15 protein-coding genes are annotated in these 15,692 nt (G+C 62.5%); 8 read left to right on the top strand and 7 right to left on the bottom strand.

All coding sequences use genetic code 11. The annotated features are described in order from the left end of the window. Positions 1 to 338: 338 nt before the first annotated feature. The 3 genes from KI235_RS03540 (at position 339) to KI235_RS03530 (ending at position 3,566) form a co-directional block, all read left to right on the top strand. Positions 339 to 1,421, top strand: coding sequence for a BMP family ABC transporter substrate-binding protein (locus KI235_RS03540; RefSeq protein ID WP_003197490.1), 1,083 nt, complete (start codon positions 339 to 341; stop codon positions 1,419 to 1,421). Between the two features lie 142 nt (positions 1,422 to 1,563). Next, the gene (locus KI235_RS03535) at positions 1,564 to 2,529 is read left to right on the top strand and encodes a 2-oxoglutarate and iron-dependent oxygenase domain-containing protein (protein ID WP_027911820.1); all 966 of its coding nucleotides are present in this window, start codon (positions 1,564 to 1,566) and stop codon (positions 2,527 to 2,529) included. A gap of 83 nt (positions 2,530 to 2,612) precedes the next feature. Next, the gene (locus KI235_RS03530; protein WP_212795489.1) at positions 2,613 to 3,566 is read left to right on the top strand and encodes an adenosine deaminase; all 954 of its coding nucleotides are present in this window, start codon (positions 2,613 to 2,615) and stop codon (positions 3,564 to 3,566) included. A gap of 118 nt (positions 3,567 to 3,684) precedes the next feature. On the opposite strand, the gene KI235_RS03525 is transcribed toward KI235_RS03530, so the two are convergent. The 3 genes from KI235_RS03525 to KI235_RS03515 all read right to left on the bottom strand — a co-directional run bounded on the left by KI235_RS03525 (position 3,685) and on the right by KI235_RS03515 (position 6,985). Further along, on the bottom strand, positions 3,685 to 5,067 hold the full coding sequence (locus tag KI235_RS03525) for an MFS transporter (protein WP_013692173.1): 1,383 nt from the start codon (positions 5,065 to 5,067) through the stop codon (positions 3,685 to 3,687). Between the two features lie 112 nt (positions 5,068 to 5,179). Beyond that, positions 5,180 to 5,914 carry a helix-turn-helix transcriptional regulator gene (locus KI235_RS03520; protein ID WP_039010400.1) on the bottom strand — a complete coding sequence of 245 codons (735 nt, stop codon included), beginning with the start codon at positions 5,912 to 5,914 and terminating at the stop codon, positions 5,180 to 5,182. Positions 5,915 to 6,055: 141 nt separating this feature from the next. Continuing rightward, on the bottom strand, positions 6,056 to 6,985 hold the full coding sequence (locus KI235_RS03515) for a LysR family transcriptional regulator (protein ID WP_003197480.1): 930 nt from the start codon (positions 6,983 to 6,985) through the stop codon (positions 6,056 to 6,058). 113 nt (positions 6,986 to 7,098) lie between these two features. Here KI235_RS03515 and KI235_RS03510 point away from each other — a divergent pair, with 113 nt between their 5' ends. Next, complete coding sequence (locus KI235_RS03510; RefSeq protein ID WP_013692171.1) at positions 7,099 to 8,112, top strand: zinc-binding alcohol dehydrogenase family protein; 1,014 nt, start codon at positions 7,099 to 7,101, stop codon at positions 8,110 to 8,112. Positions 8,113 to 8,355: 243 nt separating this feature from the next. Further along, a complete protein-coding gene (locus KI235_RS03505) occupies positions 8,356 to 8,526 on the top strand; it encodes a hypothetical protein (RefSeq protein WP_003197476.1) in 171 nt (56 codons plus the stop codon). 1 nt (position 8,527) lies between these two features. Here KI235_RS03505 and KI235_RS03500 read toward each other — a convergent pair whose 3' ends face one another. Further along, positions 8,528 to 9,730, bottom strand: coding sequence for a multidrug effflux MFS transporter (locus KI235_RS03500; RefSeq protein WP_212795488.1), 1,203 nt, complete (start codon positions 9,728 to 9,730; stop codon positions 8,528 to 8,530). A gap of 95 nt (positions 9,731 to 9,825) precedes the next feature. After that, entirely contained in the window at positions 9,826 to 10,023 is a 198-nt protein-coding gene (locus tag KI235_RS03495; protein WP_003197472.1) for a cation transporter, read from the bottom strand. 148 nt (positions 10,024 to 10,171) lie between these two features. Between KI235_RS03495 and KI235_RS03490 the strand changes: the two genes are divergently transcribed. The 3 genes from KI235_RS03490 (at position 10,172) to cueR (ending at position 13,573) form a co-directional block, all read left to right on the top strand. Then, on the top strand, positions 10,172 to 10,555 hold the full coding sequence (locus KI235_RS03490) for a hypothetical protein (protein ID WP_003197470.1): 384 nt from the start codon (positions 10,172 to 10,174) through the stop codon (positions 10,553 to 10,555). Between the two features lie 223 nt (positions 10,556 to 10,778). Beyond that, positions 10,779 to 13,172 (top strand): heavy metal translocating P-type ATPase, encoded by a 2,394-nt coding sequence (locus tag KI235_RS03485; protein WP_013692169.1) that lies wholly within the window; start codon positions 10,779 to 10,781, stop codon positions 13,170 to 13,172. After that, a complete protein-coding gene (gene cueR / locus KI235_RS03480) occupies positions 13,169 to 13,573 on the top strand; it encodes a Cu(I)-responsive transcriptional regulator (RefSeq protein WP_003197466.1) in 405 nt (134 codons plus the stop codon). Before KI235_RS03485 ends, cueR begins: the two co-directional genes overlap by 4 nt. Positions 13,574 to 13,741: 168 nt before the next feature. On the opposite strand, the gene KI235_RS03475 is transcribed toward cueR, so the two are convergent. After that, complete coding sequence (locus tag KI235_RS03475; RefSeq protein ID WP_003197464.1) at positions 13,742 to 14,635, bottom strand: PA4780 family RIO1-like protein kinase; 894 nt, start codon at positions 14,633 to 14,635, stop codon at positions 13,742 to 13,744. 240 nt (positions 14,636 to 14,875) lie between these two features. Beyond that, positions 14,876 to 15,667, bottom strand: a complete 792-nt coding sequence (locus KI235_RS03470) for a helix-turn-helix transcriptional regulator (RefSeq protein ID WP_039010391.1) — start codon at positions 15,665 to 15,667, stop codon at positions 14,876 to 14,878. Between the last annotated feature and the right edge of the window lie 25 nt (positions 15,668 to 15,692).

The raw sequence follows: 15,692 nt of genomic DNA, 5'->3' as shown, positions 1-15,692 counted from the left end.
CTATAGGAGGCGGTGAACGTTTCGTTCGGTGTGATGCACCAGGGGGTGGCGTCTGCAGGCAGGGTGCACCTTTATTGTTCTCATGAGCCTCATCGCGGGCAAGCCTTGCTCCCACAGGTATTGCGTCGCACTTGTGAAGCGAGCTTGCCCTCCCATGAGGTTGGGCTGCCCATCTGCTGGGGCAAGGCCTTATTCCACATTGTTTGGCCTTGCACTTGTGGGAGCAAGGCTTGCCCGCGATGACGGCATCAAGGTGTCGCATATTTTGTTGTCTTGTTGGTCAGCATTTTGCATTGGTGCTGCACAGCCAACCTCACAACAAAATGGAGTTCGAGTTCATGCACAAACGCCCCTTGAAGAAGTTGCTTTGCGCCGTCGTCGCCGCCGTCGGCCTGGGCGCAGGCCTGAATGCCAGTGCCGCCGACCCGCTGAAGGTCGGCTTCGTCTACATCGGCCCGATCGGCGACCACGGCTGGACCTATCAGCATGAGCAAGGGCGCAAGGAGCTGGCGGCGAAATTCGGTGAGCAGATCACCACCAACTACGTGGAAAACGTGCCGGAGGGTGCCGACGCCGAGCGGGTGATCCGCAACATGGCCAAGGACAAGTACGACCTGATCTTCACCACCTCCTTCGGCTACATGAACCCGACGCTCAAGGTCGCCAAGCAATTTCCCAAGGTGATCTTCGAACACGCCACCGGCTACAAGCAGGACAAGAACCTGGGCACGTACCTGGCTCGCACCTACGAAGGTCGCTACGTCGGTGGTTTCCTCGCGGCCAAGATGACCAAGACCAAGAAGATCGGCTACGTCGCCTCCTTCCCGATCCCGGAAGTCATCCGCGACATTAACGCCATCCAATTGGCCCTGAACAAGTACAACCCCGGCAGCGAGATCAAAGTGGTGTGGGTCAACTCCTGGTTCGACCCGGGCAAGGAAGCCGACGCCGCCAACGCGCTGATCGACCAGGGCGTGGACGTGGTGTTCCAGCACACCGACAGCCCGGCGCCGATCCAGGCCGCCGAGCGACGCGGCGTCTATGCGGTGGGCTACGCTTCGGACATGGCCCACTTCGGTCCCAAGGCGGTGCTGACGTCCATCGTCAATGACTGGGGCCCGCATTACATCCAGGCGACCCAAAGCGTGCTCGACCACAGCTGGAAATCCCAGGACTACTGGGGTGGCCTGAAGGAAGGCACGGTGAAACTGCCGATCAGCGACCTGGTGCCGGCAGCGGTCAAGGGCGAAGCCGAGCAGATCATCGCCGACATCGAGAGCGGCGCCTTCCACCCGTTCACCGGCCCGATCAAGGACCAGGCCGGCGTCGAGAAAATCCCGGCGGGCGTGAGCGCCACCAACGCGGAACTGGCGTCGATGAATTATTACGTCGAAGGCATGAAGGCTGAGATTCCCAAATAACCCAAGACCAACCCAAACCCCTGTGGGAGCGAGCTTGCTCGCGATTGCGGACTGACCTTCAATATCTATATTGGCTGACCCACCGCGATCGCGAGCAAGCTCGCTCCCACATGGGGTTCCTATCTCAAGTCAGGAAAGCAGTATGAACAGCCTTCCCATCATCGACATCAGCCCACTCTACGGCGATGACCCCGGCGCCTGGCAAACCGTCGCCAAACAGATCGACCGCGCCTGCCGTCAATGGGGCTTTTTCTACATCAAGGGTCATCCCATCAGCCCGGCGCGCATCGCCGAGGTGCTGGACAGCGCCCACCGCTTCTTCGCCCTGCCCGTCGAAGAAAAACTCAAGATCGACATCACCCAGACCCGCCATCACCGCGGCTATGGCGCCGTCGCCACCGAACAATTGGACCCGACCAAGCCCAGCGACCTGAAAGAAACCTTCGACATGGGCCTGCACTTGCCGGCCGATCACCCCGACGTGCTGGCGGAAAAACCCCTGCGTGGCCCCAACCGCCACCCGGACCTGATTGGCTGGGAAAGCTTGATGGAGCAGCATTACCGAGACATGCAAGCGCTTGCGCAAACCCTGCTGCGGGCCATGACCCTTGCCCTGGGTATCGAACGGGACTTTTTCGACACGCGCTTCAACGAGCCGGTCAGCGTACTGCGCCTGATCCACTACCCGCCCCGCGACACCGCCAGTAGCGCCGAGCAGCAAGGTGCTGGCGCCCATACCGATTATGGTTGCATCACCCTGCTCTATCAGGACGCCGCCGGCGGCCTGCAAGTGCGCAACGTCGACGGCCAGTGGGTCGACGCGCCGCCCATCGACGGCACCTTCGTGGTCAACCTCGGTGACATGATGGCGCGCTGGAGCAACGACCGTTACCTGTCCACGCCGCATCGGGTGATCAGCCCGCTGGGGGTGGACCGGTACTCGATGCCGTTCTTTGCCGAGCCGCACCCCGACACGCTGATCCAATGCCTGCCCGGTTGCCAGGATGACGCCCACCCGCCAAAGTACCCAACGACTACCTGCGCCGAATTCCTGCTGTCGCGCTTCGCCGACACCTATGCTTACCGGCGTGAGTCGCTCGCCGTGTAGTGGATCAGCCGGTCAGGTTTTACCCGACAAGGCGGCCAGCGCCTGTAGAATGCCCGCCATCGATTCGCTGATGAGAAAAGACCATGTACGACTGGCTGAACGCCCTGCCCAAGGCTGAACTGCACCTGCACCTGGAAGGCTCGCTGGAGCCCGAGCTGCTGTTCGCCCTGGCCGAACGCAACAAAATTGCCCTGCCGTGGAGCGACGTCGACACCCTGCGCAAGGCCTATGCCTTCAACAACCTGCAGGAATTCCTCGACCTGTATTACCAGGGCGCCGATGTGCTGCGCACCTCCCAGGATTTCTACGACCTGACCTGGGCCTACCTGTTGCGTTGCAAGGCGCAGAACGTGATCCATACCGAACCGTTCTTCGACCCGCAGACCCACACCGACCGTGGCATCCCGTTCGAAGTGGTACTCAACGGCATCGCCGCCGCCCTCAAGGACGGTGAGCAGCAACTGGGCATCACCAGCGGCCTGATCCTGAGTTTCCTGCGCCACCTGAGCGAAGAACAAGCCGAGAAAACCCTCGACCAGGCGCTGCCGTTCCGCGAGGCCTTCGTGGCCGTGGGCCTGGACAGTTCGGAAATGGGCCATCCACCGAGCAAGTTCCAGCGCGTATTCAACCGTGCGCGCAACGAAGGCTTCCTGACCGTCGCCCACGCCGGTGAAGAAGGCCCGCCCGAGTACATCTGGGAAGCCCTGGACCTGCTGAAGATCCAGCGCATCGACCATGGTGTGCGAGCCATTGAAGATGAGCGCCTGATGCAGCGGATCATCGACGAGCAGATTCCGTTGACCGTGTGCCCGTTGTCCAACACCAAGCTGTGCGTGTTCGACGACATGTCGCAGCACAACATCCTCGACATGCTCGAGCGCGGCGTGAAAGTGACGGTGAACTCCGATGACCCGGCGTACTTCGGCGGCTACGTCACCGAGAACTTCCACGCGCTGTATACCCATCTGGGCATGACCCAGGACCAGGCCAAGCGCCTGGCCCAGAACAGCCTGGATGCGCGCCTGGTAAAACCTTAAGCCTCACCGAAATCCCTGTGGGAGCGAGCTTGCTCGCGAAGGCGGAGTGTCAGTCAACATCGATGTTGAATGTCGGACCGCTATCGCGAGCAAGCTCGCTCCCACAAGGGAGATGGTGTTAATCGGTGACGGTCGCTTCGCTCAACTCCTCCAACGTCTTGCCCCGCGTCTCCATCCCGAACAACCAGACCACCCCTGCCGCCACGGCGAAGCACAGCGCGCCCAGGGCGAACACGCCACCCTGGCCGGTGATGGGGAATACCAGCCCGGTTACCAGCGGGCCGAGCAACGAACCGACGCGTCCCACCGCCGAAGCAAAGCCCGAGCCCGTAGCCCGGGCCGAGGTGGGGTACAGCTCCGGCGTGTAGGTGTAGAGCACCGCCCACATGCCGAACAGGAAAAACTGCATCAGCAACCCGGTGCCGATCAACAGGCCGACGTTGCCGCCAAACACCGCGCTCTGCCCATACAGAAATGCCATCGCCCCGCCACCCAGCAGCGTGATGACGCACACCGGTTTACGCCCCCAGCGCTCCACCAGCCAGGCCGCCATCAAGAAGCCGGGAATCCCGCCCAGGGAAATCAGCACGGTGTAATACACCGACTGGGTCACCGCGAACCCCGACTGCTGCAACAACGCGCTGAGCCAGGAGGTCAGGCCGTAGAAACCGAGCAAGGCAAAGAACCAGACGCTCCAGATCATCATCGTGCGCTGGCGATACAGCGGTGACCAGATCTGCGCCAAGGCGGAAAAGAAACTGCCCGGCGTACTCTCAACCCTTGGCAAACGGATCGGCTCCGGCAGGTTCTGATGCCCCAGCGAGGTCCGGACCTTGTCTTCGATTCGCTTGAGCACCGCGTCCGCTTCGTCACCCCGACCGGCCTGTTCCAGCCAGCGCGGTGACTCGGGAATGAAGAAACGAATCGCCAGGACAAACACTGCCGGCACCGCCAGCACCAAAAAGATGTCGCGCCAGCCGACCACCGGCAGCAGGAAATACGACAGCACCCCCGCCGCCACGAAACCCAGCGGCCAGAAGCCGTCCATCAAGGCGATGTAGCGGCCCCGACGTTTGGCCGGGATCAGTTCCGAAAGCATCGACTGGGCAATCGGAAACTCCATGCCCATGCCGATGCCCAGCAGGATGCGAAACAGCGTCAAGGTCTCGATGTCCTGGGCCGTGGAGCACAAGTAACTGGCAATGCCCCACAACACGATGCTCCACTGGAACACCGGCTTGCGCCCGAAACGATCGGCCAGCATGCCCGACAGCGACGCCCCCACCACCATGCCGAAGAAACTCGAGCTGGCGAGCAAACCGGCCTGGGCGGTGCTCAGGCCAAACTCGGCTTTGATCGACCCCAACAGGAACGTCATCATCGCCAGGTCCATGGAGTCAAAGAAAAACGCCAGGGCGATGATGATGAAGATGACCCGGTGGTAACCGCTGATGGGTAACCGTTCCAATCGTTCCGCCGCGCTGTAGCCGTGAGTGTCCATGCTGCCTCCCCCAATCCGATAATTCCCCGGACCGAGTGTGCGCGAACCTTGCAGGTGGCTATTGCTGAATACGACCTGCCGACAGCCCAGAGCGACGCGCCAGGAGCGTTTCCTAGATTGCCATCTCCACCGCGTCCTGCCGGGCGAACCGGTGGATTTCCTGCTGGCCGAGCATCGTCACCTGCAGGGCTCGCGAATCGTTGGGCAAGCTCAGCCAACCCGACTGCATGAACAGTTGCAGCAGGGCCGCCCCCAGCGCGCCCCCCAGGTGTGGACGACGCTCGCTCCAGTCCGGGCAGGCACAGGCAATGCGGGCGTTGCGATGGGCCAGGGCCTGGATGAACAGGCCACGTTCGGCCAACTGATTGGCGCCTTTGTGGGTGACGATCACCCGCGGCTCGAACTGCTCGATCCACCCGGCGTCCAGCAGGCGCTGATACAGGTCCGCCGCCAGGGTGCCCCCCAGGTGATCGTCGCAAAGCCTGGCCCGCATCAACGACGCGGGAGCCGACGGCGCTTTGGTCGGCATGACTCGGCGCTTGAAGATATCCGGGATCTGCCGCGGCGTACTGACCAGCGTCGCGCTGGCCAGCGCTTCGACGGCAGCGCCGATTTCAGGTGCTGCCAGGCGGAAAAACCGCTTGCGGCCCCGGGCTTCGACTTTCAACAGGCCTCCGGAGGACAGGCGTCCCAGATGCGCGTTGGCCGAGGACGGCGACAACCCGGCGAGCAACGCCAACTCCTCGGCCTGGCGGGCCGTGCCGTCCATCAAGGCCCACATCATTGCGCTGCGCTTGGGGTCAGCCAGCAGCGCGGCGATCTGGCTGATGCAAGGTGCATGTTCCATGTATTCACTCCCTGTTGAATCATTCGTCTACTGCTCTGGCGCAGGCGGTCGCTAGTATAAGCGGGGCGGTCGAGCTTTCCTGTCCTCCGGAAACCTTTGGAGGCGATTGTTCCTGAGGGAAAATTCTCTATTTGCCCGCGACTAATGGCCGGCCCCCGTCGAGAGTGGAAAACGAGCCGTCAACTCACCGCAGCGGGCCTGGAGCATGTCCCGCAAAAGGTTGATGGGTTTGCTCAATTGCATCCGATGGGCACACAGCAGATTGAGGGGCGCGCGTTCGCATTGCAGGTGCGGCAAGAGAATTTTCAAGCGCCCGGCCAGCACGTCGGTGGACACATCCAGCCACGATTTGTAGGCAATCCCGGCACCTGCCACCACCCAGCGTCGCACCACATCGGCGTCGTCACTGAAACGGTCGCCACTGACGGTAAGGCTCACTTCCCGTTTACCGTCATGAAAACCCCATCGGTCATGGACCCGACTGCCAAGCATGTACAACAGGCAGTTGTGCTGGGCCAGTTGTTCCAACTGCTGGGGTTCACCCTGGCGAGCCAGATAGTCCGGCGATGCGCACAACACCCGGCGGTTATCCGCGGCAATGGGCAGGGCGACCAGGCTCGAATCTTCCGGCTCGCCATAACGCAAGGCGATGTCCACCGGCTGCTTGAACAGATCGGCCATGCGATCGCCCAGCAACAGCCGCACCGTCAGCCCGGGGTGCTCGCGCTGGAACGCATCCAGCCAGGGCAGCAGCAGGTTGCGTCCCAGGTCCGACGGCGCGGACAACTGCAACACCCCACTGACCTGATCCTGGCCGCTGGTCAACAACCGCCGGCCTTCGTCAAGGCTGCTCAATGCGGCACGGGCATATTCGAGAAAGCCCTCGCCTTCGGCTGTCAGGCGCAAGCTACGGGTGGAGCGGGCCAACAGCCGCGCGCCGAGGTGCAGCTCGATCCGTTTCAACGCGGCACTGGCCACCGCCGCCGACAGGTCCATGCCCCTGGCCGCAGCCGAAAGACTGCCCAGGTCCGCCGCCCGGACAAACAACTGCAAGTCATCGAAGCGAAGCATGACGACTCCATTATCAAAGAATTATTGAAAGAGCCTGTTCTTTTAGCCGGTTTTATCTCGACGATAAATAGCTAACCATGGCCGTCATCGAACTCACTTCACGGATCCGCTTCATGAAAGCCATCGCCTACTACCACTCGCTGCCCATCACCGACCCGCAATCGCTCCAGGACATCGAGCTACCGGAACCGGTCGCCGGCCCCAGGGACCTGCTGGTGGAGGTCAAGGCCATCTCGGTCAACCCGGTGGACACCAAGGTCCGCCAGAACGTCCAGCCTGAAGACGGCGTAGCCAAGGTGCTGGGCTGGGACGTGGCCGGCGTGGTCAAGGCAGTGGGCAGCGAGGTCACGCTGTTCAAGGCCGGGGACAAGGTGTTTTATGCCGGCTCCATTGCCCGGGCCGGCGGTAACAGCGAGCTGCACGTGGTGGATGAGCGCATCGTCGGTCACATGCCCAAGACCCTCGGTTTCGCCGAAGCGGCGGCGCTGCCGCTGACGGCCATTACCGCCTGGGAATTGTTGTTCGAGCGCCTGCAAATCCAGGAAGGCCAAAGCGACCTGGGCCAGAGCCTGTTGATCGTCGGCGCTGCGGGCGGCGTGGGTTCGATCCTGACGCAACTGGCCAGCCAGCTCACCGGGCTGAAGGTGATTGGCACCGCGTCCCGTGCGCAGACCCAGGACTGGGTGCGCAACCTGGGAGCCGACCTGGTGATCGACCACAGCCAGCCATTGAGCGAAGTGTTGAAAGAAGCAGGCCAGCCCCAAGTGACTCACGTCGCCAGCCTGACCCAGACCGACCAGCATCTGGACCAGTTGGTCGAAGCGCTCGCGCCCCAAGGCAAACTGGCGCTGATCGACGATCCCAAGGCGCTGGACGTGACCAAGCTCAAGCGCAAGAGCCTGTCGTTGCATTGGGAATTCATGTACACCCGCTCGCTGTTCGAGACGGCCGACATGCTTGAACAGCACAAACTGCTCAACCGCGTGGCCGCCCTGATCGACGCCGGCACCCTGAAGACCACGGTTGGCGAGCATTTCGGCACCATCAATGCCGAGAACCTGCGCCGGGCGCATGCTTTGCTGGAAAGCGGCAAGTCCAAGGGCAAGATTGTGCTCGAGGGTTTCTGACAGCACTGGGCAGTCGCCCTGCAAACAATCCTGTGGGAGCGAGCTTGCTCGCGATGGGGCCAGTTCAGGCAACATTGATGTCGGCGGGTCTACTGCTATCGCGAGCAAGCTCGCTCCCACAGGTGTTGCATCAATCTGGAACTGCACCGTCAGTCCGAGAATTGATCCTTGTCACAATTGCGATCGCATTCGGGTCTACACTCGAGGCCTTTGCAACGCAATCTTTTCGTGAGGAGGTCAGCAATGAAGATCCTGATAAAAGAAGTGGCAAAATCCCAATGGCAAGTGCGTCTTGACCAGCACGTCGTCACCTTCCGTACCGAGGCCGAAGCCCAGACCTTCGCCAACACCCTGCAAGCGCGGATCCTCGCGCCCCATCATTTCCCCGAACAACAGCAGCGCGCGGCCGGCTGAGTCAACCCTCGCGACTGGCCTGGGCCAGCGCCCGGGCATTTTGCAGGCGACGGGTCAGCATCGCTGCGCTCACCACCAACAGCCCGCAAAGGCTGATGACCATCGCCATTGGCACGGCGGTGCCGTCATGCAGCGCCGCCACCAACGAGGCTGCCCCGGCGGCCACGGAAAACTGCAGGCATCCCAGCATCGCCGAAGCACTGCCGGCCCGGGCACCCTGCCCATTCATGGCGCAAGCCGAGGCGTTGGGAAGGATGCACCCCAGGCTGGCGATGCAGACAAACAGCGGAACCAACAGCGGCCACAACTGCGCAGGTTGCAATGAACTGACGGCCAGCAGGCTCAGCCCAGCGCCCAGGTAGACCCATACCGCGCGGCTCAGCAGGAATGCCGGGCCGCGCTTGGACAGCAGCCGGGCGTTGACCTGGGCAACCAGGATGAAGCCCGCCGCGTTGGTGCCGAACAGCCAACCGAAATGTTCGGCCGGTACCCCGTAGAGCTTGATGAAGACAAAAGGCGAACCGGCGATGTAGGCAAACATCCCAGCGATAGCGATGCCCCCCGTCAGCGCATGGCCGAGGAAGACAGCGTCGGTCAACAACCGGCCATATTGGCGCAACGCCCCCGACAACGGTTGCCGAGGCACATAGTCCGGCAAGCTTTCCGGCAGCCACAAGGCCACAGCCGTTGACGCCAATGCACTGAACACGGTCAGGGCAATGAAGATCGATTGCCAGCCATGCAGGTTCACCAGCAACCCGCCCAGCATCGGCGCGAGAATCGGCGCCAGGCCCATCACCAGCATCAACTGTGAAAACACCTTGGCCGAACCCACCGCGTCGCATTTGTCGCTGACCACCGCCCGCGAGATCACCATCCCGGCGCATCCACCCAGGGCCTGGACGAAGCGGGCGCCGATCAGCCATTCGAGGTTCGGCGCGTAGGCGCAGGCCAGGGACGCCAACGTGAACAAACCGACGCCGGTCAGCAATGGAATGCGCCGTCCGAAGCGATCCGCCACCGGCCCATAGGCCAGTTGCCCGATGGACAAGCCGAGGAAATAGGCCGCCAGGGTCAGCTGGATGTGTTTTTCGTCGGTGCCGAAGGCCGTGGCCATCGCCGGAAAGGCAGGCAGGTAGAAATCGATCGCCAAGGGACCGAAAGCGCTCAAGGCGCCAAGAATCAGAATCGTACGGAGGTTCATCGGGCGTCCAGCTCAGGCGTCGTTCGACAGCCCGACAGTCTAGCCGTGCCGGACGCTCTTGAACATTCCGGTAGGTCGCTAACGATTAAAAAACTTCAAGCAGGGCTGGCCTCATAGCCCTCCTCCTTGATGGCCGCGAGCACGGCATCGGCCGGCAACGAACTCTGGACCTGGACAGTCTTGGCACCCAGGTCGACTTGCACGTCCGCCGCCGGGTCCTTGGCCTGGACAGCCTGGGTGATGGCCTTGACGCAGTGACCGCAGGACATGCCCTGTACATTGAAAGTTTGCATGAGATGACTCCTTGGGATTGAGGTTGCCAGCAGTCTCAAGCTTGCCATCATGGCAAGGTCAAGTTCTGACGAAAACTGCCGGGCTGGCAATCGGCATCGCGCTCAGCCAAGCTGCACACATCAAGGATTTAACACCGGAGGTTCAGCCATGCGCTGGTCAGCGTTCAGCCTGTTTTGCATGCTCGGTATTTCAGCGGTGGCGCCCCAGGCATCGGCCGCCGGCGAAGACTACGGCGTGTTGATCATTTCTCGCGAGCGCCTGGAAGTGGCGACCAGTTGCGAAATCGGCATCTACATCCAGGATCAGCTCTCGGCCAGGCTGTTCCAGGAGCAAAGCACCTCGTTCAACCTGCCGCCGGGCCAGTTTTCCTTGCGCCTGAAGTTGCTGCCAGGCCAGGCACCGGGGTGCAACCCGGGCATGCTCGCGCCAGGGTCGCAGAACATCACGCTCAGGGCTGGTGACATTCTGAAGTTCCGCATCGCCATGAATGAACAAGGCATGTACCTCAAGCAGGCCGGGCTCGGTTACTGACACACCTCTTGCCCCTGTGGGCAAGCTTTGTGGGAGCAAAGCTTGCTCGCGATCCAGGCGCCGCGGTCATTCAGAAAGCTGCGGTGCTTTCATCGCGGGCAAGCCTTGCTCCCACAGAGCCAGATCCCATATTAGGAGTCGACATCGCTTTTTGGATTGGCGCTTGACCTTGCCAACATGGCAAGGTTGATCCTGTAGTCATTCACTACAGGGAGCCTGACCGATGTCTGAATCCACCACGTTCGATCTACCGATTGCCGGCATGACCTGCGCCAGCTGCGCCGGGCGGGTTGAGCGGGCCTTGAGCAAAGTCACCGGCACCCGCGCCGTCAGTGTGAACCTGGCGACTGAACTGGCGCGCGTGCAGGCCCCCGAAGGCAGCCTGCCGGCCTTGATGCAGGCCGTCGAACAGGCCGGCTATAGCGTCCCCGTGCAAACCCTGGAGCTGAACATTGAAGGGATGACCTGCGCCTCCTGTGTCGGCCGGGTCGAACGCGCCCTGGGCAAGGTCGACGGTGTGAACAGCGTCAGCGTCAACCTTGCCAATGAGCGGGCCCACCTCGAACTGCTCGGCCAGGTGGATCCGCAATCCCTGATCGATGCGGTCAAGCGCGCCGGCTACGACGCCACAGTCTGGCAGACCGAACAACCCACTGACACGCAGGCCAACCGTCTGAACCGTGAACGCCTGATATTGGTGCTGGCGATTGCGCTGTCCGTGCCGCTGGTGCTGCCGATGCTGCTGCAGCCGTTCGGCGTGCACTGGATGCTCCCGGCCTGGGTGCAGTTCGCCCTGGCCACGCCGGTGCAATTCATCTTCGGTGCGCGGTTCTACGTCGCCGCCTTCAAGGCCGTGCGTGCCGGTGCCGGGAACATGGACCTGCTGGTGGCCCTGGGCACCAGCGCCGGCTACGGCTTGAGCCTTTATGAATGGGTGATCGCCCGCCCTGGCGGCATGCCGCACCTGTATTTCGAAGCCTCGGCCGTAGTGATTGCCCTGGTACTGCTCGGCAAATACCTGGAAAGCCGCGCCAAGCGACAAACCGCCAGCGCCATCCGCGCCCTCGAAGCCTTGCGCCCGGAACGGGCGATCCAGGTAATCGATGGCCAGGAGCGGGACGTCGCCATCAGCGCCTTGCGCTTGAATGACCTGGTGCTGGTCAAGCCCGGCGAACGCTTCCCGGTGGACGGCGAAGTACTGGAAGGCCAGAGCCATGCCGACGAAGCGCTGATCAGCGGCGAAAGCCTGCCGGTGCCCAAGCAGCCCGGCGACAAAGTCACTGGCGGCGCCATCAACGGCGAAGGCCGGCTGCTGGTACGCACGCTGGCCCTGGGTACCGAAACCGTCCTGGCGCGCATCATCCGCCTGGTAGAAGACGCCCAGGCCGCCAAGGCCCCGATCCAGAAACTGGTGGATAAAGTCAGCCAGGTCTTCGTACCGGTGGTGCTGGTGCTGGCCCTGGCGACGTTGATCGGCTGGTGGTTGTACGGCGCGCCGTTGGAAACCGCGCTGATCAACGCCGTCGCCGTGCTGGTGATTGCCTGTCCCTGCGCCCTGGGCCTGGCGACGCCCACGGCGATCATGGCCGGCACCGGCGTGGCCGCGCGCCATGGGATTCTGATCAAGGACGCCGAGGCCCTGGAGCGCGCCCATGAAGTCGACACCGTGGTGTTCGACAAGACTGGCACCCTGACCTCCGGCACGCCGCGTATCGCCCACTTGACGGCTCTGGAGGGAGATGAAGACGCGCTGCTGAAAATGGCCGGCGCCCTGCAACGCGGCAGTGAGCACCCTCTTGCCAAAGCCGTGTTGGACACCTGCGCCGAGCGCGGCCTGGACGTGGCGGATGTCAGCGACAGCCAGTCCCTGGCTGGACGCGGTATCGCCGGCAGCCTCGACGGGCGCCGCCTGGCCCTGGGCAATCGACGCCTGCTGGACGAACTGGGCCTGGAGCCCGATTCGCTGGCCGAGTCGGCACTGGCTTGGGAAACCGAAGGCCGCACGTTGTCCTGGCTGATCGAACAAGGCGCGACGCCTCGGGTGCTGGGCCTGTTCGCCTTCGGTGACACGCTCAAGCCCGGCGCCCTCGCCGCCGTACAGGCCTTGAATGAACAGCACATCGCCAGCCACTTGCTCACCGGCGACAACCAAGGCAGCGCCCGAGTGGTGGCCCAGGCGCTGGGGATCTCCAATGTCCATGCCGAGGTATTGCCAGCGGATAAATCCGCCATCGTCCAACAGTTGAAGCGCCATTCGGTGGTGGCGATGGTGGGCGACGGCATCAACGACGCCCCCGCCCTGGCCGCCGCCGATATCGGCATTGCCATGGGCGGCGGCACCGACGTGGCGATGCATGCCGCGGGCATCACCCTCATGCGCGGCGATCCGCGACTGGTGCCGGCGGCGCTGGACATCAGCCGCAAGACCTACGCCAAGATCCGCCAGAACCTGTTCTGGGCGTTCGTCTATAACTTGATCGGCATCCCCCTGGCGGCGTTCGGTTTTCTCAACCCGGTGCTGGCCGGCGCGGCCATGGCACTATCGAGCGTCAGCGTGGTGAGCAATGCGTTACTGTTGAAGTTCTGGACACCCAAGCAGCTGGAGGACAAGCGATGAACATCGGCCAAGCGGCCCGCCAGAGCGGCCTGAGCGCGAAGATGATCCGCTATTACGAGTCCATCGGCCTGCTCAAGGCCGCCCATCGTACTGACAGCGGCTACCGGATCTACGGCGCCGATGACCTGCATACCCTGGCCTTTATCAAGCGCTCCCGCGACTTGGGGTTTTCCCTGGAAGAGGTCGGCAAACTGCTGACCCTCTGGCAAGACCGCCAACGCGCCAGCGCCGACGTCAAGGCCCTGGCCCGCCAGCACATCGAAGAACTGAACCAGAAAATCCGCGAACTGGCCGAGCTTCGCGACACCCTCCAGGATCTGGTGGAACACTGCCACGGCGACCACCGCCCGGACTGCCCGATCCTCAAGGAACTGGCGTCGGGGTGTTGCCAGCCGAAGTAAAACTGTGGGAGCGAGCCTGCTCGCGATGACGGCCGTACATTCAGCATCGATGCAAGCTGACCCACCGCTATCGCGAGCAGGCTCGCTCCCACAAGGGGTCAGCGATGGATATGGGATTTTGGAGTGCCCACAAAAAACCCGGCCTTGGCCGGGTTTCTGTTCAACCGATCATTGCATCCATGGCGGTGGTGGTTCTTCGGTCTTGCCGGGCGGGGCATCGTCGGCGGCGCGTACGGCCTGGCGGCGCTCCTCGTCCAGGCGCGCGGCTTCGATCTCGCGCATGATCCCGCCGACATCCGCCAGTTCTTCCGGCTCGTCGAACTCGCCGGTCAGCACGCTGGCCGGGTGCAAGGTGCCGGCTTCATACAGCGCCCACATTTCCTTCGCGTACTTGGTGCGCTTGAGCTCCGGAGCGAACCGGCCGAAGTAGGACGCCATGTTGCCCACGTCCCGCTCCAGCATGCTGAAGGCATGGTTGTTACCCGCAGCATCCACGGCCTGCGGCAGGTCGATGATCACCGGCCCGGTTGGCGTGAGCAGGACGTTGAACTCCGACAGGTCGCCGTGCACCAGACCGGTACACAGCATCAGCACGATCTGGGAAATCAGATAGGCGTGATATTCACGGGCCTGGTCCGGCTCCAGCACCACGTCGTTCAGACGCGGCGCTGCATCGCCATACTCGTCGGCCACCAGTTCCATCAGCAGCACGCCTTCAAGGAAGTCGTACGGCTTGGGCACGCGCACACCCGCGCCAGCCAAGCGAAACAACGCCGCCACTTCGGCATTCTGCCAGGCGTCCTCGGTTTCCTTGCGCCCGAACTTCGAGCCCTTGGCCATGGCCCGGGCCTGACGGCTGTTGCGGACCTTGCGGCCTTCCTGATATTCGGCCGCCTGACGAAAACTTCGCTTGTTCGCCTCCTTGTAGACCTTCGCGCAACGTAGCTCGTTACCGCAGCGCACCACATAAACAGCTGCTTCTTTACCACTCATGAGTGGGCGCAGCACCTCGTCGACCAGACCGTCCTCGATCAGGGGTTCAATGCGTTTTGGAGTCTTCATCAGCTTTTATTGTGGGTCCTTTATTACCAAACACGCGAATGACAGTCGTTATACGGCAATCCTTCCTCTACGGGGAGGGGTTGCCGACCTATGAACCTGTGATGCACACAATGTGCCGGATCAATCGACCGAGCCGAATCATAGCCGAGACCGAACCTGGCATTGGTAACTGAATGCCCGGGCATTTGCGACAAGAGCTGACAGTCATGTCTACCGTCGGCTGTAGGAGAGTGCGACGACTCAATGCTTGAACAGTTCCCCCGGCGTAAACCCGAACATCCCCTTGAACGCCGCAATGAACGCGGACGTTGAATCATATCCGCAGGACAACGCAGCGCTGGTGACGCTGTCGCCCTGCTCCAGCGAGCCCAGGGACGACAACAAGCGCATGCGCTGGCGCCAGGCGCGAAAGCTCAGGCCAGTCTCGCGCTGGAACAGGCGCATCAGGGTTTTTTCCGACGTGCCCAGGCGCTCAGCCCAGGCGTGCAAGGTAACGCTCTGCTCAGGCTGTTCGATCAACTCGTTACACAGCCCCAGCAGACGGGCATGTTGCGGCAGCGGCAGGGAGAATCCCACCTCCGGCAAAGTCGCCAACTGGTCCAGCAACACCTGCACCAACCGTTGCTCCTGAGTGTCGCCTTGCGGGTAATCGACCGGAAGTTGACAGAACACCTTGATCAACTCGCGGGCCAGTGGCGTGACTTCCAGCACCCGACAGCGTTCATCGGCCCAGGGGCAGGCGTGACGATGCACATACAAGCTGCGCATTTCCGCTCGGGTGGAGGTCACCACATGGTGTTCCAGATCGGCCGGGATCCAGATGCCCCGTTGTGGCGGGGCAAAGAAGCTACCCGCTGCGGTGTGTACGCCGAGAACGCCGCTGATGGCGTAGGAAAACTGCACCCAGTCATGACGATGGGCTTGCGTCCAGGAACCGGCGCTCAAACTTTCGGCACGGGCGTACAGCGGCCTCGGCAATTGCGCCAGGTCGGGGATGCGGCGTTCGAGCTGTTGGTGTCCGTTAGGCGGCATTGATTGGCCTTATGTCGCAAGACGA

Origin of the sequence: Pseudomonas sp. St386 (genome assembly GCF_018325865.1) — a bacterium.
Classification (GTDB): domain Bacteria; phylum Pseudomonadota; class Gammaproteobacteria; order Pseudomonadales; family Pseudomonadaceae; genus Aquipseudomonas; species Aquipseudomonas brassicacearum.
The sequence above is the reverse complement of the archived record's forward strand: the minus strand, read 5'-3'. Positions and strand labels throughout refer to the sequence as shown.

Bases quoted from the DNA above. Each gene is read 5' to 3' on its own strand.
- KI235_RS03540 (WP_003197490.1), top strand. From the start codon at position 339: ATGCACAAACGCCCCTTGAAGAAGTTGCTTTGCGCCGTCGTCGCCGCC.
- KI235_RS03535 (WP_027911820.1), top strand. From the start codon at position 1,564: ATGAACAGCCTTCCCATCATCGACATCAGCCCACTCTACGGCGATGAC.
- KI235_RS03530 (WP_212795489.1), top strand. From the start codon at position 2,613: ATGTACGACTGGCTGAACGCCCTGCCCAAGGCTGAACTGCACCTGCAC.
- KI235_RS03525 (WP_013692173.1), bottom strand. From the start codon at position 5,067: ATGGACACTCACGGCTACAGCGCGGCGGAACGATTGGAACGGTTACCC.
- KI235_RS03520 (WP_039010400.1), bottom strand. From the start codon at position 5,914: ATGGAACATGCACCTTGCATCAGCCAGATCGCCGCGCTGCTGGCTGAC.
- KI235_RS03515 (WP_003197480.1), bottom strand. From the start codon at position 6,985: ATGCTTCGCTTCGATGACTTGCAGTTGTTTGTCCGGGCGGCGGACCTG.
- KI235_RS03510 (WP_013692171.1), top strand. From the start codon at position 7,099: ATGAAAGCCATCGCCTACTACCACTCGCTGCCCATCACCGACCCGCAA.
- KI235_RS03505 (WP_003197476.1), top strand. From the start codon at position 8,356: ATGAAGATCCTGATAAAAGAAGTGGCAAAATCCCAATGGCAAGTGCGT.
- KI235_RS03500 (WP_212795488.1), bottom strand. From the start codon at position 9,730: ATGAACCTCCGTACGATTCTGATTCTTGGCGCCTTGAGCGCTTTCGGT.
- KI235_RS03495 (WP_003197472.1), bottom strand. From the start codon at position 10,023: ATGCAAACTTTCAATGTACAGGGCATGTCCTGCGGTCACTGCGTCAAG.
- KI235_RS03490 (WP_003197470.1), top strand. From the start codon at position 10,172: ATGCGCTGGTCAGCGTTCAGCCTGTTTTGCATGCTCGGTATTTCAGCG.
- KI235_RS03485 (WP_013692169.1), top strand. From the start codon at position 10,779: ATGTCTGAATCCACCACGTTCGATCTACCGATTGCCGGCATGACCTGC.
- cueR (WP_003197466.1), top strand. From the start codon at position 13,169: ATGAACATCGGCCAAGCGGCCCGCCAGAGCGGCCTGAGCGCGAAGATG.
- KI235_RS03475 (WP_003197464.1), bottom strand. From the start codon at position 14,635: ATGAAGACTCCAAAACGCATTGAACCCCTGATCGAGGACGGTCTGGTC.
- KI235_RS03470 (WP_039010391.1), bottom strand. From the start codon at position 15,667: ATGCCGCCTAACGGACACCAACAGCTCGAACGCCGCATCCCCGACCTG.